This is a genomic window from Pseudomonas fluorescens, from assembly GCF_001623525.1.
Classification (GTDB): Bacteria; Pseudomonadota; Gammaproteobacteria; order Pseudomonadales; family Pseudomonadaceae; genus Aquipseudomonas; species Aquipseudomonas fluorescens_Q.
Genome location: NZ_CP015225.1, coordinates 94,756 through 121,660, shown reverse-complemented (window position 1 = coordinate 121,660; position 26,905 = coordinate 94,756). Strand labels below are relative to the sequence as shown.

Below are 26,905 nucleotides of genomic sequence, written 5' to 3'. Positions count from 1 at the left end.
GCTAAGTCAATAGCAGGGTTGGGTTTTTTTCAAAAACAGCTTCGAGCGGCAAGCTTCAAGCTACAAGTCAGAAGCACCAACACCGCATAGTCGCTTGCAGCTTGCAGCTCGCCACTTGCAGCTGCTCCTCACTCATAAATCATTTTCTTGGTCATGCCGCCGTCCACCACGAACTCCTGCCCCGTGACAAAACCGGCGTTGCGCGACAACAGCCACGCCACCATCGCCGCCACGTCCTCTACCGTGCCTACCCTGCCCGCTGGATGCTGGGCGTGATCGGCGTCGGTCAGCGGCTGTGCACGACGCTGTGATGGATCGCGCGCGTCGATCCAGCCAGGGCTGACGGCGTTCACCCGGATCTCCGGCCCGAGGCTGATGGCCAGGGCATGAGTCAGGGCCAGCAAGCCGCCCTTGCTCGCCGCATAGGCTTCGGTGTCGGGTTCCGATTGCGCAGCGCGGGTCGAGGCCAGGTTGACGATGGCGCCGTTGTGAGCGCGCAGATACGGCGCGCAGTGCTTGGCCAGCAGCATCGGCCCACCCAGGTTCACCGCCAGGACCCGATTCCAATAAGCCAGGTCCAGGCTTTCCAGGGTGATGTTGTGCGGGTCGGCGATGGCCGCGTTGCACACCAGCGCGTCGAGCCGCCCGAACTGCCCAAGCACCTCGGCGATACCGGTGGCGACCTGCGCCTCGTCCGCCACGTCCATGGCAATGAACCAGGCATTGTCGCCCAGGGTCTTCGCCACCTTGGAACCGCGTTCGCGATCCAGGTCGGTCAGCACCACCTGCCAGCCTTCACAGATCAGCCAGGCAGCGATGCCAAGGCCGATGCCCCGTGCGGCGCCCGTAACCAGGGCAACCCGGCCATGAGTGCCGCTCGGTGGCGTTGCCAGCTCGATCACAAGGCCGCCAACCCGCGGGCCAGGTCGGCTTGCAGGTCAGCCACGTCTTCCAGGCCGACCGCAACGCGGATCAAGCTGTCACGAATACCCGCCGATTCACGTTCCTGGGGCGACAAGCGACCGTGGGACGTGGTGCTCGGGTGGGTGATGGTGGTCTTGCTGTCACCCAGGTTGGCGGTGATGGAAATCAACCGGGTCGCGTCGATGAAGCGCCAGGCGCCCTCCTTGCCCCCCTTGACCTCAAAGCTCACCACCGCGCCGAAACCGCGTTGCTGACGCAAGGCCAGGTCATGCTGCGGATGGCTCTTGAGGCCGGCGTAATGCACCTTCTCGATGCCATCCTGCTGCTCCAGCCACTCGGCCAAGGCCTGGGCATTGGCGCAATGGGCTTTCATGCGCAGGCCCAGGGTTTCCAGGCCCTTGAGGAAGATCCAGGCGTTGAACGGACTGAGGGTGGGGCCTGCGGTGCGCAAAAAGCCCACGACTTCTTTCATCTGTTCGCCACGACCGGCCACCACGCCGCCCATGCAACGCCCCTGGCCGTCGATGAACTTGGTGGCCGAATGCACCACCATGTCCGCGCCCATTTTCAGTGGCTGTTGCAGCGCCGGGGTACAGAAGCAGTTATCGACCACCAGCATGGCGCCCTTGGCGTGGGCGATTTCCGCCAGCGCGGCGATGTCCACCAGCTCGGCCAGAGGGTTGGAAGGCGACTCGACGAACAGCAGCTTGGTATTGGCCTTGATTGCCGCATCCCAAGCAGACAGGTCCGCCAGGGGCACATAATCGACCTCCACGCCAAAGCGCTTGAAGTACTTCTCGAACAGGCTGATGGTCGAGCCGAAGACGCTGCGCGACACCAGCACATGATCACCGGCGCTGCACAGGCTCATCACCACGGCCATGATCGCGGCCATGCCGGTGGCAGTGGCCACCGCTTGCTCAGCGCCTTCCAGGGCGGCGATGCGCTCCTCGAAGGCCCGCACGGTCGGGTTGGTGTAGCGCGAGTAAACGTTGCCCGGCACTTCGCCGGCAAACCGTGCGGCTGCATCGGCAGCGGTGCGGAACACGTAGCTGGAGGTAAAAAACATCGGATCGCCATGTTCGGCTTCCGGTGTACGGTGCTGACCCGCGCGAACCGCCAGGGTATCGAACGCTACGCCTTCAAGGTCGCTGTCCAGCCGACCGGCATCCCAATCCTGACTCATGCTGTCACTCCTGAAATCGGTTTAAACGCAAACCGGCCCCTCAGGGCCGGTTGGTTAATCAATTGTTGTACAGATCGATGATCGCGCTGACCGCCTGAGTCTTGGCCTTGGACGCATCGTTACGTGCGTTCTCGATCTTGTTCAGGTAGGCCTCGTCGACGTCGCCGGTGACGTACTTGCCGTCGAATACCGCGCAATCGAAGTGCTCGATCTTGATCTTGCCGCCACCGACCGCTTCGATCAGGTCCGGCAGGTCCTGGTAGATCAACCAGTCAGCGCCGATCAGGTCGGCCACATCCTGGGTGGTACGGTTATGAGCGATCAGCTCATGGGCACTCGGCATGTCGATGCCGTAGACGTTAGGGTAGCGCACGGCCGGGGCCGCAGAGCAGAAATACACGTTCTTGGCGCCGGCTTCACGGGCCATCTGAATGATCTGCTTGCACGTGGTGCCACGGACGATGGAGTCGTCCACCAGCATCACGTTCTTGCCGCGGAACTCCAGTTCGATGGCGTTGAGCTTCTGGCGTACGGATTTTTTCCGTGCAGCCTGGCCTGGCATGATGAAGGTCCGGCCAATGTAGCGGTTCTTCACGAAGCCTTCGCGGAACTTGACGCCCAGGTGGTTCGCCAGCTCCAGGGCCGCGGTGCGGCTGGTGTCCGGGATCGGGATGACCACGTCGATGTCGTGGTCCGGACGCTCGCGCAGGATCTTGTCGGCGAGTTTCTCACCCATGCGCAGGCGGGCCTTGTAGACCGAGACGCCATCGATGATCGAGTCCGGACGCGCCAGGTAGACGTGTTCGAAGATGCACGGGGTCAAGGACGGGTTGGTCGCGCACTGACGGGTGTGCAGCTTGCCGTCTTCTGTAATGTAGACCGCTTCGCCCGGGGCCAGGTCGCGAATCAGGGTGAAGCCCAGCACATCCAGGGACACGCTTTCGGAGGCAATCATGTATTCGACGCCTTCGTCGGTGTGGCGCTGGCCGAACACGATCGGGCGGATGCCGTGGGGATCGCGGAAACCGACGATGCCGTAGCCGGTGATCATTGCCACCACCGCATAGCCGCCCACGCAACGGTTGTGCACGTCGGTCACGGCGGCAAATACGTCTTCTTCGGTCGGCTGCAGCTTGCCGCGCTGGGCCAGCTCATGGGCGAACACGTTGAGCATCACTTCCGAGTCGGAATTGGTGTTGACGTGGCGCAAGTCAGATTCGTAGATCTCCTTGGCCAGTTGCTCGACGTTGGTCAGGTTGCCGTTGTGCGCCAGGGTGATGCCGTACGGCGAGTTGACGTAGAACGGCTGGGCTTCAGCCGACGTCGAGCTGCCCGCGGTCGGATAGCGCACGTGGCCGATACCCATGTGGCCGACCAGGCGCTGCATGTGGCGCTGGTGGAACACATCACGCACCAGGCCATTATCCTTGCGCAGGAATAACCGGCCGTCATGGCTGGTCACGATACCGGCAGCGTCCTGGCCGCGGTGCTGGAGCACGGTTAGCGCGTCATACAGCGCCTGATTGACGTTCGACTTACCGACGATACCGACGATGCCACACATGCGACGCAACCCCTACTTAATGGATCTGAACTGAACAACACTCACTGCGGCGTTTTGGCCGTCGGCAAGAGGTGTTCCTTGAACGGTATTTCAGCGGGTACGCTGATACCGCTGGCAAGCCACTGACTACTCCAACCCAGGATCAGGTTTTTGGACCAGTCTGCGACCAATAGAAATTGTGGCACGAGCCGGGACTCCTGCCACCACGTATCCTGCTGTACCGGCCCCAGGCTCAAGAGCCCGACGGCCACGACCACCAGCAACGCGCCACGCGCCGCGCCAAAGGCCATGCCCAGGAACCGGTCCGTCCCGGAAAGCCCGGTGACGCGAATCAGTTCGCCGATCAGATAATTGATCATTGCGCCAACCAGCAAGGTGGCGATAAACAAGATGGCACAGCCCGCGATCACGCGAGCCGACGGAGTTTCGATGTATCCGGCGAGGTACTGGGACAGCGAACCACCAAACATCCAGGCTACGACTCCCGCGATGATCCAGGTCAGCAGCGAGAGGGCTTCCTTGACGAAGCCGCGACTCAGACTGATCAATGCGGAGATGGCGACGATCGCAACGATCGCCCAGTCAACCCAGGTAAATGGCACGGTGCAGCCTACAGACGGATAAGGCGGCGCATTTTAGCAGAGCGCAGGGCTGTCGGTAAGCTGCACGATTCAAATCAGCCAAATCGCTGTCAGCCGCGCTCTGGCTGGAAGCGCACCACAAAACCCTTGAGGTTCTGCTGGCGGCTGAGCAGATCGCGCAGGCGGTCGGCTTCGGCACGCTCGATCAGCGGCCCGACAAACACCCGGTTCTTGCCATCGGCGGAACGGATGTAGGCGTTGTAGCCCTGGCTGCGCAGGGTTTTCTGCAAGTTCTCGGCACTTTCACGGCTGGTCAGGCTGGCCAACTGAACCGACCAGCTGACCGACAGGCCATTGGCATCCACGCGGCTTTGCGTGGTGTCAGGCTTGGTCGTGGCGGCGGTAATCGGCTGGCTTGGGGCCGGCTTGACCGCTGGAGCAGCCGGAACGGGAGCTGGAGTCGGAGCGACTGACGGCTTGGTCGGTGCGGCAGGCGCAGGCGTTGCGGGTGCAGGCGCAATCGGCATCGACGGCGCCGGTTGCTCGGCCAACTCCTCGTCGCTCGGGACAGGTTCCTGAGGCAACGCCTGGGGCTCGGGCACCGCCACTGGCTCGACTTGCACAGGCGGCACCGAAGGTGCCTGGGGCGCGGCCGGCGCGTCGACCGTGACCTGGCGTTGCTCGTCCTGACGGGAAAACAGCATCGGCAGGAAAATCACCGCCAGGGCCACCAACACCAAGGCCCCGACCATGCGCTGCTTGTACGCCTTATCCAGCAATGCCATCTGCAGCCTCCTCCGTGGAGCGCCGGGCCAACCATTGAAGGGCCTCGGCAACACAAAAAAATGATCCGAACAGCAGGATTTCATCATCGGCCGTCGCCAGGGCGCACTGCCCTTCCAGCGCGGCGGCCACGCTAGCGTAGGCCTGCACTGAAGCGCCATGGCGCTGCAAGGCTTCCTGCAACTGCGCCGCGGTACGCGAGCGCGGCGAATCCAGTGGCGTCACCGCCCAATGCTGGACACTAGCACCCAACGCCTCGACAACGCCATCCAGATCCTTGTCAGACAGTAGCCCGAACACCGCCAGGCGCCGCCCCACCACGGGTCGCCGTGCCAGGCGCTCAGCCAGGTACTGCGCCGCGTGGGGGTTATGGCCGACATCCAGCAACAGGTTCAGACGCTTGCCTTGCCAGTCGAACTGACGACGATCGAGGCGCCCGACCACACGGGTCGCCTGCAGCGCCTGGACGATTTGCCCGGCATCCCATGGCAAGCCCAGCAACAGATAGGCCTGGAGCGCCAGCGCGGCGTTTTCCATCGGCAGGTCCAGCAAGGGCAGATCGTGCAACTCCACTGGATTGCCCTGCAGGTCGCTGCCGCGCCATTGCCAATGCTGCTCGGTCATCGCCAGGTCGAAATCCCGCCCGCGCAGAAAGAACGGGCAGCTCAATTCGCGAACCTTGTCCAGCAACGGCTGGGGGGGATTGAGATCGCCGCAAAGCGCAGGCACGCCCTGGCGAAAGATGCCGGCCTTCTCGAAGGCCACGGATTCGCGGGTATCGCCCAGGTAATCGGCATGGTCCACACCAATGCTGGTGACCAGCGCAATGTCTGCGTCCACCAGGTTGACCGTATCCAGCCGTCCGCCCAGGCCCACCTCCAGCACAACCGCATCGAGACCGGCACGGGCAAACAACCAGAACGCCGCCAGGGTGCCCATTTCGAAATACGTGAGGGTTGTATCGCCTCGCCCGGCTTCCACCGCGGCAAAGGCTTCGCACAGCTGGACGTCAGTGGCTTCGACGCCGTTCACTTGCACCCGCTCGTTGTAGCGCAGCAGGTGCGGCGAGCTGTAGACACCGACGCCCAGGCCCTGGGCCCGCAGCAGCGAAGCCACGAAGGCGCAGGTCGAACCCTTGCCGTTGGTGCCAGTGACGGTGATGACCCGGGGCGCCGGCTTGGACAGCCCCATCCGGGACGCTACCGCTTGCGACCGCTCCAGCCCCATGTCGATGGCCGAAGGATGCAACTGCTCGAGGTAGGCAAGCCAGTCGCCCAGGGTGCGTTGGGTCATAGTCCGGCAGGCACTGGCGGAACCACGATCGGCTCGATCGGCGCGGCGACGAATTTCGGCGTCGGCAGCCCCATCAGTTGCGCCAGCAGGTTGCCCAGGCGCGGACGCAACTCCTGACGATGGATGATCATGTCGATGGCGCCGTGCTCCAGCAGGAACTCACTGCGCTGGAAGCCTTCCGGCAGTTTTTCACGCACGGTCTGCTCGATCACGCGCGGGCCGGCAAAGCCGATCAAGGCTTTCGGCTCGCCGACGATCACGTCGCCCAACATGGCCAGACTGGCGGAAACGCCACCGTAGACCGGGTCGGTCAGCACCGAGATGAACGGAATGCCTTCTTCGCGCAGACGCGCCAGCACCGCGGAGGTCTTGGCCATTTGCATCAGGGAGATCAGCGCTTCCTGCATCCGCGCACCGCCGGAAGCGGCGAAGCAGATCATCGGGCAACGGTTTTCCAGAGCGTAGTTGGCGGCACGAACGAAGCGCTCACCGACGATGGCACCCATGGAGCCGCCCATGAAGGAAAATTCGAAGGCCGACACCACCACCGGCATGCCCAGCAGGGTGCCACTCATGGATATCAGCGCGTCTTTTTCGCCGGTCTGCTTCTGGGCAGCGGTCAGGCGATCCTTGTACTTCTTGCCGTCACGGAATTTCAGACGGTCCACTGGCTCCAGGTCGGCACCCAGCTCAACACGGCCTTCTGCATCGAGGAAAATGTCGATACGGGCACGCGCACTGATGCGCATGTGATGGTTGCACTTGGGGCAAACGTCCAGGGTCTTTTCCAGCTCGGGGCGGTACAGCACCGCTTCGCAGGATGGACATTTGTGCCACAGACCTTCAGGCACCGAGCTTTTCTTCACCTCGGAACGCATGATCGAAGGGATCAGTTTGTCTACCAACCAGTTGCTCATGCTTTCTTTCTCCAGTACCGGCGGCCCGAACGCTTTGGTTCGCGGCCCCGCGTATGCCCTTGAGCTAAATTCATTGTGCGGCGAGTCGAGGGGCCACCACGGTCAGTGCAAAACATGACCTGCGTGCAACCCAACCTTCCTCAGCCATCCCGGCAACCGCACGGCGGCTACCACTTCGCTATCGGCCCACCCGGAGGCGGCACCGGCCTGCTTTGTACAGTGCTGGTATGGACGGCGGCAGTCTGCCAGCCGTCACATTGACGACTGGCTGCTGCGCACAGCGGCCATGAATGCACGAATCTTTGCAGGGTCCTTGATGCCCTTGCCCTGCTCCACACCTCCGCTCACGTCCACCGCGTAAGGGCGAACCTGGCGAATGGCCTGGGCCACGTTGTCCACGGTCAGGCCACCGGCCAGGATGATCGGTTTGTCCAGGCCTTGGGGCACCAGCGACCAATCGAACGCTTCGCCGGTCCCTCCGGGAACGCCTTCCACATAGGCGTCCAGCAAAATGCCGCTGGCACTGGCGAACGCTGCGCAACTGGCGGCAATGTCATCCCCGGCCTTGACCCGCAACGCCTTGATGTACGGGCGATGCCAGCCTTCACAATCGGCCGGGGCCTCGTCGCCATGAAACTGCAACAGGCCCAGCGGCACCGCATCGAGTATTTCGCCCAACTCGCAACGACTGGCGTTGACGAACAGGCCCACGGGCGTCACGAACGGCGGCAAGGCCTGGATAATCGCTCTCGCCTGCTGCACCGTCACCGCGCGCGGGCTCTTGGCGTAAAACACCAGCCCGATGGCATCGGCCCCGGCCTCGACAGCCGCCAACGCGTCCTCGACGCGGGTAATCCCGCAAATCTTGCTGCGAACGACCGGCATGGTGGGTAAAACCTCAGGCAAATCCGTGAAAGTCCCGGATGGTAGCAAATGCTGCGGAGGGCGTCAGCCGTCGAGTTCCGAGAAGCCCGTGAGGAAATGTGGCCCGATGTAACGCTCCGGCAGCTCGAATTCATCGCGATATTCGACCTGTACCAGGTACAAGCCAAACGGGTGCGCGGTGACGCCACCGGAGCGACGGACACGACTGTCGAGCACTTCCTTGATCCACTCCACCGGCCGTTCGCCAGCACCAATGGTCATCAGCACGCCGGCAATGTTGCGCACCATGTGATGCAGGAACGCGCTGGCGCGGATGTCGAGCACGATCATCTTGCCGTGACGGGTCACGCGCAGGTGATGCAACTCCTTGATCGGCGATTTGGCCTGGCACTGGCCGGCACGGAAGGCGCTGAAATCATGGACACCGACCAGGTATTGCGCGGCCTCGGCCATGCGTTCGACGTCCAGCGGGCGGTGATTCCAGGTGATTTCTTCATTCAGGTGCGCCGGGCGGATCTGATCGTTGTAGATCACGTAGCGATAACGCCGGGCGATGGCCTTGAAGCGTGCATGGAAATGCGCCGGCATCACCTTCGCCCAACTGACGCTGACGTCGTGGGGCAAGTTGATGTTGGCGCCCATCACCCAGGCCTTCATCGAACGCTCGACCTGGGTGTCGAAATGCACCACTTGGCCGCAGGCATGCACGCCGGCATCGGTACGGCCGGCGCAATGCAGCGACACGGGCGAGTCGGCGACTTTGGACAGGGCGTTTTCGAGGGTTTCCTGCACCGTCAACACACCGGAAGCCTGGCGCTGCCAGCCACGATAGCGCGAGCCTTTGTATTCAACGCCCAAGGCGATCCGGAAAAAGCCGTCGGCCGCCATTTCGGCGGCCGGGTTGTCTATGTTTGCCAAGGAATTACAGCCTGCTGAAGTACGCAAAGGCGGGCATTATAAGGCCGATGGCTAGGGATGCCAGTCCGGCGGGTGATCCTGTGTTGAATGGGCTGGCGCTATCGCGAGCAAGCTCGCACAGAGGCTCAGGTGATTTTCCAGACCAAGACAAGTCTTTGTGGCGAGGGAGCTTGCTCCCGCTCGAGTGCGCAGCGCTCGCAAAAGTGCTCGACGCACCATGGAGAGGGTCTGCTTCGCAGCCCAGCGGGAGCAAGCTCCCTCGCCACCAAGAGCGGTGTGAATCACCCGCAAAAAAAACGGCAGCCTCACTGGCTGCCGCTTTTGTATAACCGCTGATTCACGCCAGGCGCGACAACATCTCCTGCGCTTCGCTCTTCTGGGTGGCGTCGCCTTCGCTGAGGACTTCGCCGAGGATGTCGCGGGCGCCGTCGTTGTCGCCCATGTCGATGTAGGCCTGGGCCAGATCGAGCTTGGTCGCCACTTCATCGGTACCGCTAAGGAAGTCGAAGTCCGGTTCGTCTTCGGCGCCGACCAAGGCATCTTCGGCGGTAAACGTCGGCTGGCCCAGGCTGTCGGACAGGCGATCCAGCTCGGCGTTCACATCGTCCAGCTCGGACTCGAAGGCATCCTTGGGCGCATCGTGCGCGTCCATTTCGTCAGACAGGGACAGATCGAAATCCGCTGGCAGTTCGAGATCGTCGGCTGGGATGTCGGCCAAGGCTGGCGTTTCAGTCGCAGGCAGATCCAGGCCCTTGAGGTCGTCATCCAGGTCCAGCAGGAAGTCTTCATCGTCGAGCGCCGCAACCGGCGTCGGCGCCTCGGCGCCCAGGTCCAGGTCGAATTCCGACAGGTCGTCCAGGCTTTCGTTGGCTTCAGTCTGCTGCTTGAGCACCGACTCGAAACTCAGGTCGTCATCTTCCGGGAACGCGTCCAGCTCAGCGACAGGCTCTGGCGTCGGCGCAACCGGGGTCGTTTCCAGGTCATCCAGGCTCAGGTCGAAGGCGTTGTCCAACTCCTCGTCGGTCGGCGTCTTGTCTTCCAGCAGGTCCTTGACGTACTGCGCGTCCAGCTCTGCTGCCACGGTCGCGGCGGCCAAGCCTGCGGCGGTGGCGACCACCATGGCCGGGAAACGGCTTTTCAGCTGTTCGACCTGGGCGAAATTCTCGCCATTGGCCACCAATTGGCGTTCTTGGGCGACGAAAGCGTCGCGGTCGCCCTGCTGACCGTAGACTTCCATCAGCTTCAGGCGCAGGTCGCTGCGCTGAGGCTCGGCCTTGATGCCTTGCTCAAGCAAGTCAGCGGCCTGGTTCAAGCGACCGCGGTCGATATGGGACTGGGCCTGGGGCAGCACGTCGTCGGAGCGCTCGGCAGCCGGAGCCACCAATGGCGCCGCGATAGGCGGTGTGACCACCACAGGCGCGACCACCGGAGCCGGCTTGGGCACTGGCGCAGGGGCAGGCGCGGGTTTTGGCTCGAGTTTCACGCTTGGCGGTGGAACATCAATGCCCTCGAAGCTGCTCGGGGGCAGATCGAGCTCCGGGGAGAAGTCAGCCTCCTCCTCGAGGGCTCGAGCCATGCGCAAATGCTTTTCCGCTTCCTGTTGAGCCTTGCGGCGACGGGCGAGCAACAACAGCAGCAACAGCAGGAGCACCGCGCCGCCGCCAATCAATCCCAGCAGGATCGGGTTGGTCAGCAGGTCATTGTATTTTTGCTCGTTGGACGCGGCAGGCGTCGGCTCGACCGGAGCGGCAGGCGGCGTCGCTTCCGGGGCCGCCTCTGGCGCAGGCGCAGCCGTCGGGGCCTGTGCCGCTGGCGCAGGGGTCAACTCTGCGGACATTGCAGGAGGTGCCTCGCCAGCAGGAGGAACGGCGGCACCTTCGGCCTGCATCTTGGCCAGTTGGTTGTTCTTCAGCTCGATCAGGCGCTGCAGTTTGTCCAGTTGGCTCTGCAGATCTGCCATGCGGCTTTTCAGTTCTTCGTTATCCCGGCGAGCCGAGTCGAGGCTTTCCTGGGTGACTGCAAGCTTGTTGCTAAGCGCCTGGGCATCGCCGGCAGCGCCCTTGCCCTTGCCGCCCGCCTTCGCCGAGTCGGCCGACACCAGGCTCAAGTTGTCGCGACCGGCAGCCTGCGCCGGCGCGCCTTCGCCACGGCCACGCTTGGTGGCATCCAACTGCTGCTTGCCAGCACCCGCCACGCCACGGCGACCCGAGCGCCAGGCGGCGTTCTGCGCAGCCACTTCAGCAATGGCCTGGGGTTGCGGCAGTGCAGTGCTTTGCACCGGGTCGGGCAGGCGCAAGACCTGACCGGTCTTGAGCAGGTTGATGTTGCCGTTGATGAATGCGTTCGGGTTCAACGCCTGGATCGCAAGCATGGTTTGCTGGACCGACCCACCATTACGCACCTTGGCGGCGATTTCCCACAGGGTATCGCGCGGCGTGGTGGTGTATTGGGAAGGCTTGGTGGCCCCGGTGACCGGCGTGGCCACGACCTGGGGCGGTTTCGCCCGGGCCGCGTCAGCGGCCTGTGGCGAGAATTTGGAAGGATCGAGCAATACGCTGTAGTCGCGCAGCAGACGGCCGTTGGGCCACATCACCTGCACCAGGAACTTGACCATCGGTTCAGACAGCGGCCGGCTGGACGTTACCCGCAGGATGCTCTTGCCATTGGCGTTGATCACCGGGGTGAAGCTCAGGTCGTTGAGAAAGGCCTGGCGGTCGACGCCGGCCTTGGCGAAGTCATCGGGCGAGGCCAGGCTCGGCACGACTTCGGCAGCGGTCAGTTGCTGGACGTCGAGCAACTCGATCTCGGCGACCAGAGGCTGGTTCGGCGTCGACTTCAGGGTCAATTCCCCGAGCCCGAGCGCTTGCGCCATACCGGAGGACAGCGCCGAGGCGGCCGCTATTGCTAACACCAGTTTGCGAACTTGAACCATAGCCTCTTCCTTTGTTTGAACATTCCTCGGCCAGCGAGAAGGTATTGATGCCGCTGCCGTAAGGCATTGCGCGCAGCCCCGATGCGACGGTGCGCGCGATCATTTCACTCATGCCCCGGGAAAGTCCCCCAGAGGGATGTTCGCCTTTAGCACTCCGGCCAAGCATAGCGCCCAGCTAGAATCATTCGACAAATTGATGCCAAGTATCTTTTACAGCAAGTCTTTTATCAACAACTCAGCCACCTGCACGGCATTGAGTGCCGCGCCCTTGCGCACGTTATCTGACGTCAGCCACATATTTAGTTCCGCCGGATCGTCGATCCCATTGCGCACACGACCAACGTAGACCACATCCTGCCCCACCGCATCGCCTACCGCCGTCGGATAATCGCCCGCATCCACCAGCTCGATACCGGGTGCCGCTTCCAACGCCGCGTTGACCTTGGCCAGGTCGACGGGAGTCGCAGACTGCACAGTCACGCTAAAGCTATCGCCAAAAAACACCGGGGCTTGAATGCAAGTTACGGAAATCTTTAACAAAGGTTGATTCAGCACCTGGCGCAACTCGCGGACCAGGCGCTTTTCCAGCTGCGTATGACCCTGCTCGTCCGGGGTGCCGACCTGGGCCAGCAGGTTGAACGCCATCTGTCGATCAAAGAATTTCGGCTCCAGCGGACGGGCGTTGAGCAGCTCGGCGGTCTGGCGCGCCAATTCGCTCACCGCCACGCGGCCCTGGGCCGACACAGCCAGGCTCGCGGTCAGGCTGATGCGCTGCAAGTCCAGGCATTCGCGCAGCGGCGCCAGCACCACCGCCAAGGCCGTGGCCGAAGCGCTGGGGCTGCTGACCTGCAACGGCTTGCCCAAGCCGGCGAGCATCTGGGCATTGGCTTCCGGCACGATCTGCGGGGCCTGTTCAGGCGGCAAGGCGCCGGACAGGTCGATCAGCGCACAGCCAGCCGCCGTGGCCCGCGGGGCGAAACTCAGGGTCACCGCCGGACCGGCGGCGAAGAACACCAGTTGGACCTTGCTGAAATCGAACTCGTCGACTTCGCGCACCCGCACGTTTTTGCCGCGGAACATCACCGAGCTGCCTGCCGATTCGCTGCTGGCCAGCAGGTGCAGGTTGCCGACCGGGAAGTCCCGCTCTTCGAGAATCTGCACGAGGGTTTCGCCGACAGTACCGGTGGCGCCGATCACGGCAATATCAAAGGACTGGCTCATGGGTCTACCTCAGGTAAAACGTGGGGAGCGGCACTTTACCGGGTGGCTGGCGGGCAAGCAATTGAACACAAGAGAACCTGTGGCACTCACCCGACCGAGATAAAAAAACCCGCACCTCTCACAAGGCACGGGTTCTTTCACAGCAGCAATCGATCAACGTTCGAGCAGGATCCGCAGCATGCGACGCAGCGGTTCGGCCGCGCCCCACAGCAGTTGGTCGCCGACGGTGAAGGCACCGACGAACTGCGAACCCATGTTCAGTTTGCGCAGACGGCCGACCGGTACGTTCAGGGTGCCGGTGACCTTGGTCGGGCTCAGCTCCTGCATGCTGATTTCGCGGTTGTTCGGCACCAGCTTGACCCAAGGGTTGTGCTGGCTGATCAGCCCTTCGATGTCGGCGATCGGCACGTCTTTGTTCAGCTTGATGGTCAGCGCCTGGCTGTGGCAGCGCATGGCGCCGATGCGCACGCAGATGCCGTCCACCGGGATCGGGCTCTTGAAGCGACCCAGGATCTTGTTGGTTTCGGCCTGGGCCTTCCACTCTTCGCGGCTCTGGCCGTTAGGCAGTTCCTTGTCGATCCAGGGGATCAGGCTGCCGGCCAGCGGTACGCCGAAGTTCTCGGTCGGGTAGGCATCGCTGCGCATCGCCTCGGCGACCTTGCGGTCGATGTCGAGGATGGCGCTGGCCGGGTTGGCCAGGTCATCGGCGACGGCGGCGTGGGTGGCGCCCATCTGCTTGATCAACTCACGCATGTTCTGCGCGCCGGCACCGGACGCCGCCTGGTAGGTCATGGCGCTCATCCATTCCACCAGACCCGCTTCGAACAGGCCGCCCAGGCCCATCAGCATCAGGCTGACGGTGCAGTTGCCGCCGATGTAGTTCTTGGTGCCCGCGTCCAGCTGCTGGTCGATGACCTTGCGGTTCACCGGGTCGAGGATGATCACCGCGTCGTCCTGCATGCGCAGGCTGGAAGCGGCGTCGATCCAGTAACCCTGCCAGCCGGCTTCACGCAGCTTGGGGAAGACTTCGCTGGTGTAGTCGCCACCCTGGCAGGTCAGGATCACGTCGAGGGTCTTGAGCTCTTCGATGCTGTAGGCATCCTTGAGCGCACCGATGTCCTTGCCCACGGACGGGCCCTGGCCACCGACATTGGAAGTGGTGAAAAACACCGGCTCAATGAGATCGAAATCCTGCTCTTCCAGCATTCGCTGCATGAGCACGGAACCGACCATGCCGCGCCAACCGATCAGACCTACACGTTTCATCGCAACTACACCTATACAAAAGTGGGCCACCGTCGGAGCGGTGGGCCCGAAAGATTACAGATTCCGCAGCGCGGCGACTACTGCATCGCCCATTTGCTGCGTACCGACTTTGGTACAACCTTGCGACCAGATGTCACCGGTGCGCAAGCCTTGGTCCAAGACCACACTGACGGCTTTTTCGATCGCGTCGGCGGCATCGTTCAAGTTGAAGCTGTAGCGCAGCATCATCGACACCGACAGGATGGTCGCCAATGGGTTGGCAATGCCCTGTCCGGCGATGTCCGGCGCCGAACCGTGGCACGGCTCGTACATGCCCTTGTTGTTGGCATCCAGGGAGGCCGACGGCAGCATGCCGATGGAGCCGGTGAGCATCGACGCTTCGTCGGACAGGATGTCGCCGAACATGTTGTCGGTGACGATCACGTCGAACTGCTTCGGCGCACGCACCAGTTGCATGGCGGCGTTGTCGACGTACATGTGGCTCAGTTCGATGTCCGGGTAATCCTTGGCCACCTGCTCGACCACTTCACGCCACAGTTGGCTGGAAGCCAGTACGTTGGCCTTGTCCACCGAGCACAGCTTCTTGCCACGCACGCGGGCCATGTCGAAGCCGACCCGGGCGATACGGCGGATTTCGCTTTCGCTGTACGGCAGGGTGTCGTAGGCCTGGCGCTCGCCATTTTCCAGCTCTCGGGTGCCACGCGGGGCGCCGAAATAGATACCACCGGTCAGTTCACGGACGATGAGGATGTCCAGGCCCGAGACGATTTCCGGCTTCAGGCTCGACGCATCGGCCAGTTGCGGATAAAGAATCGCCGGACGCAGGTTGCCGAACAGGCCCAGTTGCGCGCGAATCTTCAGCAGGCCGCGCTCAGGACGGATGTCACGTTCGATCTTGTCCCACTTCGGGCCGCCCACGGCGCCCAACAGCACGGCATCGGCTGCACGGGCACGGTCCAGGGTTTCATCGGCCAGGGGCACGCCGTGCTTGTCGATGGCGGCGCCGCCGATCACGTCGTGGCTGAGTTCGAAGCCCAGGCCGTACTTGTCGTTGGCCAGCTCCAGGACCTTGACCGCTTCGGCCATGATTTCCGGGCCAATGCCATCACCTGGGAGAATCAGAATCTGCTTGCTCATGCTTTCCTCGTTTGCTCTGTCGGCACACGCCTGGGCTTTGTACCCAACGCCTGGCCGGGAAAAATGCTATCGCTCGGCCCACAGCACCAGCACATCTGTACTGAACGAACCATCGGCCTCAATCTGAAAATATTCACGCACTTCGTCGCCCATCGATCGCTGCAGCTCGAGAATCGCCGCCCGCATCACCTCGGGGGTACGCATGCGCTCGACCCACGAGCGGTACTCCAGGCGCAGGCGCTGACGCGAAGTACTGCGGGTGTGCAGCCCCGCCTCGCTGACCTGCCGCAACCACTCACCGGCCGAATAATCGCGCACATGGCTGGTGTCACGCAGCACTTCGACGCTTTGCAGGTACGTGTCCAGCAACGGCGCGCCAGGCGACAGGACATCGATGAACGCCGCCACCCCGCCCGGCTTGAGCACTCGGCGCACTTCCCGCAACGCCAGGCCCAGATCGCTCCAATGATGCGCCGAATAGCGGCTGAACACGAAGTCGAACTCAGCGTCGGCGAACGGCAGGTGCTCAGCGGCGCCGCATACCGTGCCGATATTGCCCAGGCCACGCTCGGCAGCCGCCGTGGCAACCACGTCGAGCATCTGCTGGGACAAATCATAAGCCACCACTTCACCGGCCAGCGGCGCCACGTGGAAACTCACATGGCCGGCACCGCACCCCAGGTCCAGCACCCGCGCATCGCCACGACCGGCCAATGCAGCTTGTAGCAGCGCGAATTCAGCACCCTGGGCGTGCACGGCACTGCTCAGATAGGCCGAGGCCTGTTCACCGAATTGCTTTTGTACAACCTGACTGTGGGCGGTGCTGGTCATGGGATGTCCTTGTGGTTTTGTCTTGCCTGGGCCGGCCCCATCGCGAGCAAGCTCGCTCCCACGGGGGCTTTGTGAACGCCGCAAATCCAATGTGGGAGCGAGCTTGCTCGCGATGGTGTCTTTACGCCTTACGCAAAATCAAGCATCGCGAAACAACCAAGGCTGGCTCGCCCGGTGCTTGGCCTCGAACGCAGCAATCGCCTCGCCGTCCTGCAAAGTCAGGCCGATATCGTCCAGGCCGTTGAGCAGGCAATGCTTGCGGAACGCGTCGATCTCGAAACCCAGCACCTTGCCGTCGGGACGGGTCACGGTCTGGGCCGCCAGGTCGATCTGCAACTGATAGCCGGGGTTGGCCTCGACCTGCTGGAACAGTTCATCCACTTCAGCGTCGCTCAAGATGATCGGCAGCAAACCGTTCTTGAAGCTGTTGTTGAAGAAGATGTCGGCGTAGCTCGGCGCGATGATGCTGCGGAAACCGTACTCTTCCAGGGCCCATGGCGCGTGCTCACGACTGGAACCGCAGCCGAAGTTCTCACGGGCCAGCAGCACGCTGGCGCCTTGGTAACGCTCGGCGTTGAGCACGAAATCCTTGTTCACTGGGCGCTTGGAGTTGTCCTGGTATGGCTGGCCGACATCCAGGTAGCGCCACTCGTCGAACAGGTTCGGGCCGAAGCCGGTGCGCTTGATGGACTTCAGGAACTGCTTGGGAATGATCTGGTCGGTGTCGACGTTGGCACGATCCAAAGGCGCGACAAGACCGGTGTGCTGGGTAAAAGCTTTCATGCTGCGCTCCTTCAGATCAATTCGCGGACGTCGACGAAACGGCCGTTGACAGCCGCCGCCGCGGCCATGGCCGGGCTCACCAGGTGCGTACGGCCACCGGCGCCCTGACGGCCTTCGAAGTTACGGTTGGAGGTGGAGGCGCAATGTTCGCCCGACTCCAAACGGTCCGGGTTCATCGCCAGGCACATGGAGCAGCCCGGCTCACGCCATTCGAAACCGGCTTCGAGGAAAATCTTGTCCAGCCCTTCCGCTTCCGCCTGGGCCTTCACCAGGCCCGAACCCGGTACCACGATGGCCTGCTTGATGGTCGAGGCGACTTTGCGGCCCTTGGCGATCACCGCCGCAGCGCGCAGGTCTTCGATCCGCGAGTTGGTGCAGGAGCCGATGAACACGCGGTCGAGCTGAATGTCAGTGATCGCCTGGTTGGCGCTCAAGCCCATGTATTTCAAGGCGCGGACGATGGAGTCGCGCTTGACCAGGTCCATTTCCTTGGCCGGATCCGGTACGTTCTGGTCCACCGCCAACACCATCTCAGGCGAAGTGCCCCAGCTGACTTGCGGCTTGATCTGCGTTGCGTCGAGCTCGACCACGGTGTCGAATTTGGCATCGGCATCGGAGACCAGGTCTTTCCAGGCCTCGACCGCCATGTCCCACTCGGCGCCTTTCGGGGCAAACGGACGGCCCTTGACGTATTCCACTGTTTTTTTATCGGCGGCCACCAGGCCCACGCGGGCACCGGCCTCGATGGACATGTTGCAGATGGTCATGCGGCCTTCGACGGACAAGTCACGGATCGCGCTGCCGGCGAACTCGATGGCATGGCCGTTACCGCCGGCGGTGCCGATCTTGCCGATCACCGCCAGGACGATGTCCTTGGCGGTCACGCCGAACGGCAACTTGCCCTCGACGCGCACCAGCATGTTTTTCATTTTCTTGGCGACCAGGCACTGGGTGGCAAGCACATGCTCCACCTCGGAGGTGCCGATGCCATGGGCCAGGGCGCCGAAAGCACCGTGGGTCGAGGTGTGCGAGTCACCGCAGACCACGGTCATGCCCGGCAAGGTCGCGCCCTGCTCCGGGCCGATGACGTGGACGATGCCCTGGCGCACATCGTTCATCTTGAATTCGACGATGCCGTATTCGTCACAGTTATCGTCGAGGGTCTGGACCTGCAAGCGCGAGACCTGGTCGACAATGGCTTCGATGCCGCCCTTGCGCTCTGGCGTGGTCGGTACGTTGTGGTCCGGGGTCGCGATGTTGGCATCGATGCGCCACGGCTTGCGCCCGGCCAGGCGCAGGCCTTCGAAGGCTTGCGGCGACGTCACTTCGTGGATGATGTGACGATCGATGTAGATCAGCGCCGAGCCATCGTCGCGCTGCTTGACCAAATGCGAATCCCAGAGCTTGTCGTAGAGCGTTTTGCCGGCCATCAGACGGTTTCCTCATCAGCTTGTTTCTATGCCCCGGGCCTTGAACGAATCAATAACCCCTTGGCTTGTGAGGCTGATCCTATGGGGTTACATTAAATAACTCAAATTCATATTTTTCATACTTTGCATAACCAACTGGAATTCAATCGGAACCGCCATGGATCTCGCCAACCTCAATGCCTTTATAGCCATCGCCGAGACGGGCAGTTTCTCCGGCGCCGGCGAACGCTTGCACCTGACCCAGCCGGCCATCAGCAAGCGCATTGCCGGCCTTGAGCAACAACTCAAGGTGCGCCTGTTCGACCGCCTCGGTCGTGAAGTGGGCCTGACCGAGGCCGGCCGGGCCCTGTTACCAAGGGCCTATCAGATCCTCAACGTGCTGGACGACACCCGCCGCGCCCTGACCAACCTGACCGGCGAAGTGACCGGGCGCCTGACGCTCGCCACCAGCCACCACATAGGCCTGCACCGCCTGCCGCCGTTATTGCGGGAATTTACCCGACGCTACCCCCAGGTGGCGCTGGATATCCAGTTTCTGGATTCGGAAGTGGCCTACGAAGAAATCCTCCATGGTCGGGCGGAACTGGCCGTCATCACCCTCGCCCCCCGAACCCCATACGCTGGTACGGGCCAAGCCAGTGTGGGACGACCCCCTGGATTTCGTGGTCGCCCCGGAGCATGCGCTGCTGGAAAACGGCGCGGTCAGCCTGGCGGACGTTGCCTTGCATCCAGCGGTTTTCCCGGGGGGGCAACACGTTTACCCATCACATCGTGCAACGGCTGTTCGAAGCCCAGGGCCTGACGCCGAACATCGCCATGAGCACGAATTACCTGGAAACCATAAAAATGATGGTCTCCATCGGCCTGGCCTGGAGCGTCTTGCCGCGCACCATGCTCGACGAACAGGTGGCGCGCATTCCTTTACCGGGCATACAACTCAGTCGCCAGCTAGGCTATATCTTGCACACCGAACGGACGCTATCGAATGCCGCACGGGCTTTCATGGCCTTACTGGACGCACAAATCGATTTGCCAGGGACAAGGGCATAGGTTGTGCCGCGCCTGTAGGGCCCGAACGCTTGTGCTTTATGCCCAAACCCGCTCAAGGCTCGCGAGATAATGCCCAAACCCGCTGACCACCTTCCGCCCTTGCCACGCATCCAGGCGCTCGACCCGAAACGGTCCGAACAAAGCTGGGACAGCGCGCAGCAGTTGCTGGCCGCCCTGAACGGTGCACGGCTGGGGGCCTGGTCGTGGGACATCGACAGCGGACAGATCAGCTGGTCCCGGGGCACCCAGGCGCTGTTCGGCTTCGATCCGCGGCAGCCATTGCCAGCGGATGTGGATTATCTGGACCTGTTACTACCCGAAGACCGGGCCCGGGCCGTGCGCGCCTTTCACGCGGCAGTGGCCGGAGCGCCGCTGGAACAGGCCATGCACCACCGCATCGTCTGGCCCGATGGCAGCCTGCACTGGCTGGAGATCAGCGGCAGCGTGCTGCCCGACAAGCACGGGCGCCCGCGCATGATCGGGGTGATCCGCGAAATCACCCATCAGCGCGAGCGGGAACAGGCGCTGCGCAGTTCGGAAAAGCGCTTTGCCACGCTGTTCCACCTGAGCCCGAACATGGTGCTGCTGACCCGCCAGGAAGACGGGATGATCAGCGAGGCCAACCAGTATTTCGAAAGCCTGTTCGGCTGGCCGCTGCACGATGTGATTGGCCGGACCACCCTGGAACTGGGCCTGTGGGTCGACCCCGGGCAACGGGTAAAACTGTTGGAGGTCATCAAGGCCAGGGGCGAACTGGCGAGCATGGAGGTGGAACTGCGGGCCAGCAACGGCCAGATCCACACCGGCCTGCTCAGCGCACAGAAAGTCGAGCTGGAGGGCCAGCCCTACCTGTTGAGTACCTTCCTCGACACCACCGAGCACAAACTCGCCGAACAGGCCCTCAAGGACAGCCAGGAACGCCTGGACCTGGCCCTCGACTCGGCGCAACTGGGCACCTGGGACTGGCACATTCCCAGCGGCATGCTCTACGGCTCGGCCCGGGCCGCGCAGCTCCATGGCCTGGAGCCCAAGCCGTTCCACGAATCGTTCGATGCGTTTTTCGAAGGCGTCCCCACTGAAGAACGCAACAACATGCGCAATGCCTATCGCAGCCTGCGCGAAGGCCCGGCGGGCAACTATCAGTTGACCTACCGCGTGCAACTGCCGGACGGCAGTTCGCGCTACCTGGAAAGCCGCGCCCGCCTCTACCGCAACGACGACGGCAGCCCCTTGCGCATGGCCGGCACCTTGCTCGACATCACCGACCAGGTGGAGCGCGAACAAAGCCTGGCCGCCTCGGAGGAAAAATTCGCCACACTGTTCCAGGTCAGCCCCGACCCCATCTGCGTCACTCACCAGGACAGCGGCCGATTCCTTGAGATCAATTCCAGTTTCACCCAGACCTTCGGCTGGACCGCCAGCGACGTGATTGGTCTCGACGCCGACGAAATCGGCCTATGGGATGCCTCGGGCAGCAGCCTGCAACGCATCGAACGGGTGATCCGCGAACAATCGCTGAACAATGTCGCCATCGTCGTTCACCATAAGAACGGCCAGCCATTGACCTGTGTGATTTCCAGCCGGCAAATCAACGTCGGCAACCAGCCCTGCATCGTCACGACCTTGCGGGACATCACGCAGCAACAACGCTCCGAAGCCGCCCTCAAGGCCAGTGAAGAGAAATTCGCCAAGGCGTTCCATTCCAGCCCCGACGCCATCACCATCACCGAGCTCGAAAGCGGTCGCTACCTCGAGGTCAACGACGGCTTCTGCCGGCTGACCGGCTACCGCGCCGACGAAGTGATCGGGCACACCGTCTACGAAGTGGGGATCTGGGCCGAAGAAAAACAGCGAGCCGCCTTGCTGGCCGAGCTGCGACTCAAGGGCCGCGTCGTTCACCAGGAGATGCTCGGGCGCAATAAACGGGGGGAAATCCTTACGGTGGAGGTCTCGGTCGAGCCCATCACCCTCAATGAAACGGCGTGCCTGCTGCTGACCGCCCGGGACGTGAGCCTGCTGCGCAATGCCGAAGCCCAGATCCGCCACCTGGCCTACCACGACCCGCTGACCAACCTGCCCAACCGCGCCTTGCTGATGGACCGGCTGAGCCAGCAGATCGCCCTGCTCAAGCGCCACAACTTGCGCGGCGCCCTGCTGTTTCTCGATCTGGATCACTTCAAGCACATCAACGACTCCCTCGGTCACCCGGTGGGCGACACCGTGCTGAAGATCATCACCGCACGCCTGGAGGCCAGCGTGCGCCTGGAAGACACCGTCGCACGGCTGGGTGGCGATGAGTTCGTGGTGCTGCTCAGCGGCCTGGAAGGCTCGCGCAGCGATGTCAGCAAGCAAGTGCAGACCCTGGCCAACACCCTGCGCGAATTGCTCTCGGAGCCGATGTTCCTCGATGGCCAGCGACTGCAGGTCACGCCGAGCATCGGTATAGCGCTGATTCCCGACCACGGTTCCACGCCCACCGATTTGCTCAAGCGCGCCGACATTGCGCTGTACCGCGCCAAGGACTCAGGGCGCAACACCTCGCAGATGTTTCACACCACCATGCAAAAAGCCGCCAGCGAACGACTGCGCATGGAGACCGATCTGCGCCTTGCCCTGGCCCGTGGCGAGTTCAGCGTGCATTTCCAGCCTCAGGTCGATGCCCGGGACAACCGCATCATCGGCGCCGAAGCCCTGGTGCGCTGGCACCACCCGGACCTGGGCGCCCAATCGCCTAACGAATTCATCAAAGTGCTGGAGGACAGTGGCCTGATCCTGGAAGTCGGGACCTGGATCCTCGATGAAGCCTGCGACGGCTTCAAGCAACTGATCGCCAAGGGCAAGATCGATCCCCAGCAATTCAGCCTGTGCGTGAACATCAGCCCACGGCAATTCCGCCAGAGCGACTTTGTCGAACGCATCGAAAATAGCCTCGTCACTCATGGCCTGCCCTTCTCCCTGCTGAAACTGGAGATCACCGAAGGCATCGTGATCCAGAACCTGGACGACACCATTGCCAAGATGCGCCGGCTCAAGAAACTGGGGGTGAGCTTCGCCATGGATGATTTCGGCACCGGTTATTCGTCGCTGACCTACCTCAAGCGCCTGCCGGTGGACACGCTGAAAATCGACCAGTCATTCGTGCGCGACGCCACCAGCGACCCCAACGACGCCGAAATCATCCGCGCCATCGTCGCCATGGCCCGCAGCCTCAACCTGATCATGATTGCCGAAGGCGTGGAGACCCTGGAGCAATTGCACTTCCTGCAAGGGCTCGATTGCCATCTATACCAGGGTTATTTGCATAGCCGACCGCTGCCGCTGGAGGCGTTTGAGCGGTTGTTGCCATAGAAAGGAATATGAGAGGCGATGTTGTGGCGAGGGAGCTTGCTCCCGCTGGGCTGCGCCGCAGCCCTAAAAGCGGTCGACTGTACCTCGACAATTGATTGGGACTGCTGCGCAGTCCAACGGGAGCAAGCTCCCTCGCCACAGGTACAAATATGAAAAAGGGCGCCATCTGGCGCCCTTCTTCAGTTGCGATGCATCAGTTTTGCAGCGCGGGTTGCTGCTGCGCACCGTTGATCGGGATGCGCTTGGCTTTCGCCTCTTCCGGAACCACTCGCAACAGGTCGATGCTCAACAGACCGTTACGCAGGCCGGCGGACTTGATCTCGATATGATCGGCCAACCGGAAGGACAGCTTGAACGCACGCTGGGCGATGCCCTGGTGCAGGTAGGTGACGCTGTCGTTACTGGCTTCACGTTTGCCACCACTGATGGTCAGCACACCTTTTTCCACTTGCAGGTCCAGGTCTTCTTCCTGGAACCCGGCGGCGGCGACCACGATGCGGTACTCGTCATCACCATGTTTTTCCACGTTGTAGGGTGGATAGCTGCTGCCCGGCTCGTTGCGCAGGGCGGTTTCGAACAAGTCGTTGAAACGGTCGAAACCTACCGAGGAACGGAACAGAGGGGCCAGCGAAAATGCAGTACTCATGATTCAAATCTCCTGAAAAATTCAGCAAGTTTTTTTGTCTCCGCGACCCGAATTCGGCATCGCGTAACCCTTATCTAGGGACCGCCAAAAACTTTTCAAGAGCTTTTTCTGAAATTTTTTTCAGGCCGCTTCGGTGCGCTGCACACCCAACAAATGGCCCACCGCGTCCAGGTCGGTTTCCCGGCGCAAAGCGCTAAACAGCGCCACCGCTTCGGGGTAATTGCGAGTCAGCATCGCCAGCCACTGCTTCAACCGGCCCGGGGCCTGGCGCGGTGTCAGCTGCTCGACCACTTGCACCCAGAAGTCGTGGAGCATCGGCTGCAGTTCGACCCAGGACATCTCGACCACCTCCTCACCGGCTCGAGCGGCGGCGATCTGCCGGGCCAGGTCAGGACGGGAAACGAGACCGCGACCGAGCATGATGTCTTCGACACCGCTGATTTCGCGGCAACGGCGCCAATCGTCCACGCTCCAGATATCGCCGTTGGCGAACACCGGCACCTTGACCACTTCCTGCACCCGGGGAATCCACTCCCAGTGGGCCGGAGGCTTGTAGCCGTCGACCTTGGTCCGCGCATGCACCACGATATGCGCCGCGCCACCTTCGGCCAGCGCCGTGGCACAGACCAACGCGCCGTCCGGGCTGTCGAAGCCCAGGCGCATCTTGGCGGTAACGGGGATATGCCTGGGCACCGCGCGGCGCACGTGTTCGACGATCTGGTTGAGCAACTCCGGTTCCTTGAGCAACACCGCCCCGCCCCGGGATTTGTTCACGGTTTTGGCCGGGCAACCGAAGTTCAGATCGATAACCTGGGAACCCAACTCGCACGCCAACGCCGCGTTTTCCGCCAGGCACACCGGATCGGAACCGAGCAACTGCACCCGCAACGGCACGCCGGCAGCCGTCTGGGCACCGGTCAGCAACTCAGGGGCGAGCTTATGGAAATAGGCCGGCGTGAGCAGGCGGTCGTTGACACGGATGAACTCGGTGACACACCAGTCGATCCCGCCAACACGGGTCAGGACATCCCGCAGGATGTTGTCGACCAACCCCTCCATGGGCGCCAGGGCAATTTGCATGAAAAAGACACACTCAAGGAAAAAACGTGCGGCAGTTTACCGGATTTTGCCCATGACATCGGAATTCACCATCAATCCCTGTGGGAGCTGAGCTTGCTCGTGATGGCGGTGGATCAATCCACGAGGATGCCGGACGGTTCCAGGGCGGGACCATAACCCTCGATGAATTCCTGCGGCATACGCTTGGGCCGGCCAGTGGACAGCTCGATGCAAACGAAGGTGGTCTGGGCCCGCAGCAACGTGGTGTTGTCGCTTGGCCGAATCAGCTGGAAATGCCGGGTCATCTTCAACCGCTGGTCCCAGTCGACGATCCAGGTCGCCAATTGCAGCTCGTCGCCTTCATAGGCGGCTGCCAGGTAATCGATTTCATGCCGCACCACTGCCATGGCCCGGTCGAGGCGCCGGTACTCCACCAGGTCCAGGCCCAGGCGCTGGGAATGACGCCAGGCACAGCGCTCGAGCCAGGTGACGTATACCGCGTTGTTGGCGTGGCCCAGCCCGTCGATGTCTTCGGCATTTACCTGAAGATCAATAATGAACGGTGTTGCGCGATCCCAGCCCATGCCCCTCTCCCGGTCGAATGTGGATCGGGGCAGTGTAACGGATGATCAAGCCGATTGCCGCGCTTGCAGGCTGCGCCCGGCCAGCAGTGATAACACCCCATCAATGACACGAGGATCGGCCAGCACCCGCTGGTGCCCACCCTCGGGCAATCGCAGCAAGCGGCTGTCGAACCAGGCTTCGTGGATCAGTTGCGATTCCTTGACCGAGACGAATGTGTCGTCCTCGGCATGGACGATCAGCCCGGGCAGATCCAGCTGGTAGTGGGAGACGTCCATCTTTGCGGCCCGCATGCCGACGTCACGCTCCACTTCGCGAATGAAGGCCGAACGTGCCTTGGGTGGCAACCCCATGATCCGGGCGAACCCGCGCAACACGCCAAGAATGCGCGCGGGCGCGGCAACACTGACCAGGGTCTCGGTACGCAACCCCAACTGAACCGCCAGCATGGCACTGGCACCGCCCATGGAATGCCCGATCACGGCTTGCAGCGGCGGTAATTCAGCCGCTGCTTCAAGCATGGCCCTGGCGAACAGCAAGACATTCGCCTCGCGACCAGGAGAGCGACCATGGGCCGGGCCGTCCAGCGCCACCACCATGTAGCCGGCGTCCACCAATGCAGTGATCAACGCCCCGAACTGAGTGGGCCGCCCTTCCCAGCCGTGCATCAGCAGGACGACCGGGCCCCTGCCCCAACGTAACGCCGACAGACCGAAACGCAAGGTGATGCGCTCAGAACTGGCCAGCAACGGCAACTCCCAGTCGCGGGGCGGCAGGTTCCGGGGCTGCATGAACACCCCACGCATCTTCTTCGCTACCAGGCGCGGAGCCACCCAACCAAGCGTGCCATTGACGCTACGAATCCAGCTCAACCTGTTCATCGCTCATCTCCAGGGCTTGCGCCTTAGCTCATCGCACCGCCGACTTGGCGGCGCGCAGCAAACGATCCGACAACTCTCCAGGGCCCAATGCCCGCGCCAGGGCCAGGCCGCCCACCATCAGGGCAATGTCGGCCAAGACTTTGTCGGCGTCTTCCGGGCTGGCCGCCAATTGCGCGGTCATCAGCTCGATATGCTCATTGAGGACCTCACGGAACGCATCCGGCAGCCGGCCGAGCTCGCCGACCGACGCCGGGATCGGACAAGCGTTTTCGGTGGAATCGCGGTGCTTGCGCGACAGATAGAACGCCGCCACCAGGGCGCGCCGCTCTTCGCCTGTCAGCTCGCCGTCCATGTCGGCGATCAGGCCGCGACGCCGGCTGAGCAAGTGCTTGAATGCCTCCAGCATCAAGGCATCCTTGCTTTCGAAATGGGCATAAAAACCGCCCACCGTCAGGCCGGCCGCGCCCATCACCTCGCCCACGCTCGGCTCAGCCGGCCCACGCTGGATCAGCGCGTCGCTGGCGGCCTTGAGAATGCGTTCACGGGTTTGTGCCTTTTTATCGCTCATCGTCGCCTCCGAATATTATGATTGAAATATTATTCCTATAATAATTTTCCGCAAGCGGAAATTTTGACCGCCGGTCAGAAGTCTATTTTCAAGGACAAGGGAATTGGCCGAACGCCAGAC

Annotated in this window: 22 protein-coding genes and 1 pseudogene; 2 read left to right on the top strand and 21 right to left on the bottom strand. The window is 62.5% G+C overall.

Annotated elements, in window-relative coordinates; all coding sequences use genetic code 11:
• Window positions 1–128: 128 nt before the first annotated feature.
• The 16 genes from TK06_RS00395 to leuC form a co-directional block, all read right to left on the bottom strand.
• Window positions 129–902 (bottom strand): SDR family oxidoreductase, encoded by a 774-nt coding sequence (locus tag TK06_RS00395; RefSeq protein ID WP_063320321.1) that lies wholly within the window; start codon window positions 900–902, stop codon window positions 129–131.
• Window positions 899–2,110, bottom strand: a complete 1,212-nt coding sequence (locus TK06_RS00390) for an O-succinylhomoserine sulfhydrylase (protein WP_063320320.1) — start codon at window positions 2,108–2,110, stop codon at window positions 899–901. The genes TK06_RS00395 and TK06_RS00390 overlap by 4 nt, the downstream gene beginning before the upstream one ends.
• Window positions 2,111–2,168: 58 nt before the next feature.
• Entirely contained in the window at window positions 2,169–3,674 is a 1,506-nt protein-coding gene (purF, locus tag TK06_RS00385; protein WP_063320319.1) for an amidophosphoribosyltransferase, read from the bottom strand.
• A 41-nt stretch (window positions 3,675–3,715) separates the two neighbouring features.
• A complete protein-coding gene (locus TK06_RS00380; protein WP_030142022.1) occupies window positions 3,716–4,276 on the bottom strand; it encodes a CvpA family protein in 561 nt (186 codons plus the stop codon).
• A gap of 89 nt (window positions 4,277–4,365) precedes the next feature.
• Entirely contained in the window at window positions 4,366–5,040 is a 675-nt protein-coding gene (locus TK06_RS00375; protein ID WP_063320318.1) for an SPOR domain-containing protein, read from the bottom strand.
• Entirely contained in the window at window positions 5,024–6,331 is a 1,308-nt protein-coding gene (gene folC / locus TK06_RS00370) for a bifunctional tetrahydrofolate synthase/dihydrofolate synthase (protein WP_063320317.1), read from the bottom strand. Before folC ends, TK06_RS00375 begins: the two co-directional genes overlap by 17 nt.
• Window positions 6,328–7,248 carry an acetyl-CoA carboxylase, carboxyltransferase subunit beta gene (gene accD, locus TK06_RS00365; protein WP_058546590.1) on the bottom strand — a complete coding sequence of 307 codons (921 nt, stop codon included), beginning with the start codon at window positions 7,246–7,248 and terminating at the stop codon, window positions 6,328–6,330. Before accD ends, folC begins: the two co-directional genes overlap by 4 nt.
• 252 nt (window positions 7,249–7,500) lie before the next feature.
• Window positions 7,501–8,133 (bottom strand): phosphoribosylanthranilate isomerase, encoded by a 633-nt coding sequence (locus TK06_RS00360; RefSeq protein ID WP_063320316.1) that lies wholly within the window; start codon window positions 8,131–8,133, stop codon window positions 7,501–7,503.
• 63 nt (window positions 8,134–8,196) lie between these two features.
• Window positions 8,197–9,021, bottom strand: a complete 825-nt coding sequence (gene truA, locus TK06_RS00355) for a tRNA pseudouridine(38-40) synthase TruA (protein WP_018610821.1) — start codon at window positions 9,019–9,021, stop codon at window positions 8,197–8,199.
• A gap of 367 nt (window positions 9,022–9,388) precedes the next feature.
• The gene (locus TK06_RS00350; protein ID WP_063320315.1) at window positions 9,389–11,983 is read right to left on the bottom strand and encodes a FimV/HubP family polar landmark protein; all 2,595 of its coding nucleotides are present in this window, start codon (window positions 11,981–11,983) and stop codon (window positions 9,389–9,391) included.
• Between the two features lie 210 nt (window positions 11,984–12,193).
• On the bottom strand, window positions 12,194–13,204 hold the full coding sequence (locus TK06_RS00345) for an aspartate-semialdehyde dehydrogenase (protein WP_063320314.1): 1,011 nt from the start codon (window positions 13,202–13,204) through the stop codon (window positions 12,194–12,196).
• A gap of 153 nt (window positions 13,205–13,357) precedes the next feature.
• Window positions 13,358–14,470, bottom strand: a complete 1,113-nt coding sequence (asd, locus tag TK06_RS00340; RefSeq protein WP_063320313.1) for an aspartate-semialdehyde dehydrogenase — start codon at window positions 14,468–14,470, stop codon at window positions 13,358–13,360.
• A gap of 54 nt (window positions 14,471–14,524) precedes the next feature.
• Entirely contained in the window at window positions 14,525–15,607 is a 1,083-nt protein-coding gene (leuB, locus tag TK06_RS00335; protein ID WP_063320312.1) for a 3-isopropylmalate dehydrogenase, read from the bottom strand.
• Between the two features lie 66 nt (window positions 15,608–15,673).
• On the bottom strand, window positions 15,674–16,438 hold the full coding sequence (locus tag TK06_RS00330; protein ID WP_063320311.1) for a class I SAM-dependent methyltransferase: 765 nt from the start codon (window positions 16,436–16,438) through the stop codon (window positions 15,674–15,676).
• 138 nt (window positions 16,439–16,576) lie between these two features.
• Window positions 16,577–17,221: a 3-isopropylmalate dehydratase small subunit gene (gene leuD / locus TK06_RS00325; protein WP_063320310.1), complete on the bottom strand. Its 645-nt coding sequence runs from the start codon at window positions 17,219–17,221 to the stop codon at window positions 16,577–16,579.
• Window positions 17,222–17,232: 11 nt separating this feature from the next.
• Window positions 17,233–18,651, bottom strand: a complete 1,419-nt coding sequence (leuC, locus tag TK06_RS00320) for a 3-isopropylmalate dehydratase large subunit (RefSeq protein ID WP_063320309.1) — start codon at window positions 18,649–18,651, stop codon at window positions 17,233–17,235.
• A gap of 157 nt (window positions 18,652–18,808) precedes the next feature.
• Here leuC and TK06_RS00315 point away from each other — a divergent pair.
• Together TK06_RS00315 and TK06_RS00310 are read left to right on the top strand one after the other, a co-directional pair.
• Window positions 18,809–19,701: pseudogene (locus tag TK06_RS00315) on the top strand (LysR family transcriptional regulator).
• Window positions 19,702–19,770: 69 nt separating this feature from the next.
• A complete protein-coding gene (locus TK06_RS00310; RefSeq protein ID WP_063320308.1) occupies window positions 19,771–23,049 on the top strand; it encodes a sensor domain-containing protein in 3,279 nt (1,092 codons plus the stop codon).
• Between the two features lie 193 nt (window positions 23,050–23,242).
• On the opposite strand, the gene TK06_RS00305 is transcribed toward TK06_RS00310, so the two are convergent.
• From TK06_RS00305 to TK06_RS00285, 5 genes are all read right to left on the bottom strand, one after another.
• On the bottom strand, window positions 23,243–23,695 hold the full coding sequence (locus tag TK06_RS00305) for an Hsp20 family protein (protein ID WP_063320307.1): 453 nt from the start codon (window positions 23,693–23,695) through the stop codon (window positions 23,243–23,245).
• Between the two features lie 120 nt (window positions 23,696–23,815).
• Window positions 23,816–24,775, bottom strand: coding sequence for a tRNA dihydrouridine synthase (locus tag TK06_RS00300; protein ID WP_063320306.1), 960 nt, complete (start codon window positions 24,773–24,775; stop codon window positions 23,816–23,818).
• A gap of 113 nt (window positions 24,776–24,888) precedes the next feature.
• Window positions 24,889–25,338: an acyl-CoA thioesterase gene (locus TK06_RS00295; protein ID WP_063320305.1), complete on the bottom strand. Its 450-nt coding sequence runs from the start codon at window positions 25,336–25,338 to the stop codon at window positions 24,889–24,891.
• 45 nt (window positions 25,339–25,383) lie between these two features.
• On the bottom strand, window positions 25,384–26,217 hold the full coding sequence (locus TK06_RS00290) for an alpha/beta fold hydrolase (protein ID WP_063320304.1): 834 nt from the start codon (window positions 26,215–26,217) through the stop codon (window positions 25,384–25,386).
• 28 nt (window positions 26,218–26,245) lie between these two features.
• Window positions 26,246–26,785 carry a TetR/AcrR family transcriptional regulator gene (locus tag TK06_RS00285; RefSeq protein ID WP_063320303.1) on the bottom strand — a complete coding sequence of 180 codons (540 nt, stop codon included), beginning with the start codon at window positions 26,783–26,785 and terminating at the stop codon, window positions 26,246–26,248.
• Window positions 26,786–26,905: the final 120 nt, after the last annotated feature.

Coding starts and splice junctions, on each gene's coding strand:
- TK06_RS00290 (WP_063320304.1), bottom strand. CDS start 26,217: ATGAACAGGTTGAGCTGGATTCGTAGCGTCAATGGCACGCTTGGTTGG.
- accD (WP_058546590.1), bottom strand. CDS start 7,248: ATGAGCAACTGGTTGGTAGACAAACTGATCCCTTCGATCATGCGTTCC.
- leuB (WP_063320312.1), bottom strand. CDS start 15,607: ATGAGCAAGCAGATTCTGATTCTCCCAGGTGATGGCATTGGCCCGGAA.
- TK06_RS00295 (WP_063320305.1), bottom strand. CDS start 25,338: ATGGGCTGGGATCGCGCAACACCGTTCATTATTGATCTTCAGGTAAAT.
- TK06_RS00345 (WP_063320314.1), bottom strand. CDS start 13,204: ATGAGCCAGTCCTTTGATATTGCCGTGATCGGCGCCACCGGTACTGTC.
- TK06_RS00330 (WP_063320311.1), bottom strand. CDS start 16,438: ATGACCAGCACCGCCCACAGTCAGGTTGTACAAAAGCAATTCGGTGAA.
- purF (WP_063320319.1), bottom strand. CDS start 3,674: ATGTGTGGCATCGTCGGTATCGTCGGTAAGTCGAACGTCAATCAGGCG.
- leuC (WP_063320309.1), bottom strand. CDS start 18,651: ATGGCCGGCAAAACGCTCTACGACAAGCTCTGGGATTCGCATTTGGTC.
- truA (WP_018610821.1), bottom strand. CDS start 9,021: ATGGCGGCCGACGGCTTTTTCCGGATCGCCTTGGGCGTTGAATACAAA.
- TK06_RS00310 (WP_063320308.1), top strand. CDS start 19,771: ATGCCCAAACCCGCTGACCACCTTCCGCCCTTGCCACGCATCCAGGCG.
- TK06_RS00390 (WP_063320320.1), bottom strand. CDS start 2,110: ATGAGTCAGGATTGGGATGCCGGTCGGCTGGACAGCGACCTTGAAGGC.
- TK06_RS00375 (WP_063320318.1), bottom strand. CDS start 5,040: ATGGCATTGCTGGATAAGGCGTACAAGCAGCGCATGGTCGGGGCCTTG.
- TK06_RS00360 (WP_063320316.1), bottom strand. CDS start 8,133: ATGCCGGTCGTTCGCAGCAAGATTTGCGGGATTACCCGCGTCGAGGAC.
- TK06_RS00350 (WP_063320315.1), bottom strand. CDS start 11,983: ATGGTTCAAGTTCGCAAACTGGTGTTAGCAATAGCGGCCGCCTCGGCG.
- leuD (WP_063320310.1), bottom strand. CDS start 17,221: ATGAAAGCTTTTACCCAGCACACCGGTCTTGTCGCGCCTTTGGATCGT.
- folC (WP_063320317.1), bottom strand. CDS start 6,331: ATGACCCAACGCACCCTGGGCGACTGGCTTGCCTACCTCGAGCAGTTG.
- TK06_RS00300 (WP_063320306.1), bottom strand. CDS start 24,775: ATGCAAATTGCCCTGGCGCCCATGGAGGGGTTGGTCGACAACATCCTG.
- TK06_RS00285 (WP_063320303.1), bottom strand. CDS start 26,785: ATGAGCGATAAAAAGGCACAAACCCGTGAACGCATTCTCAAGGCCGCC.
- TK06_RS00305 (WP_063320307.1), bottom strand. CDS start 23,695: ATGAGTACTGCATTTTCGCTGGCCCCTCTGTTCCGTTCCTCGGTAGGT.
- asd (WP_063320313.1), bottom strand. CDS start 14,470: ATGAAACGTGTAGGTCTGATCGGTTGGCGCGGCATGGTCGGTTCCGTG.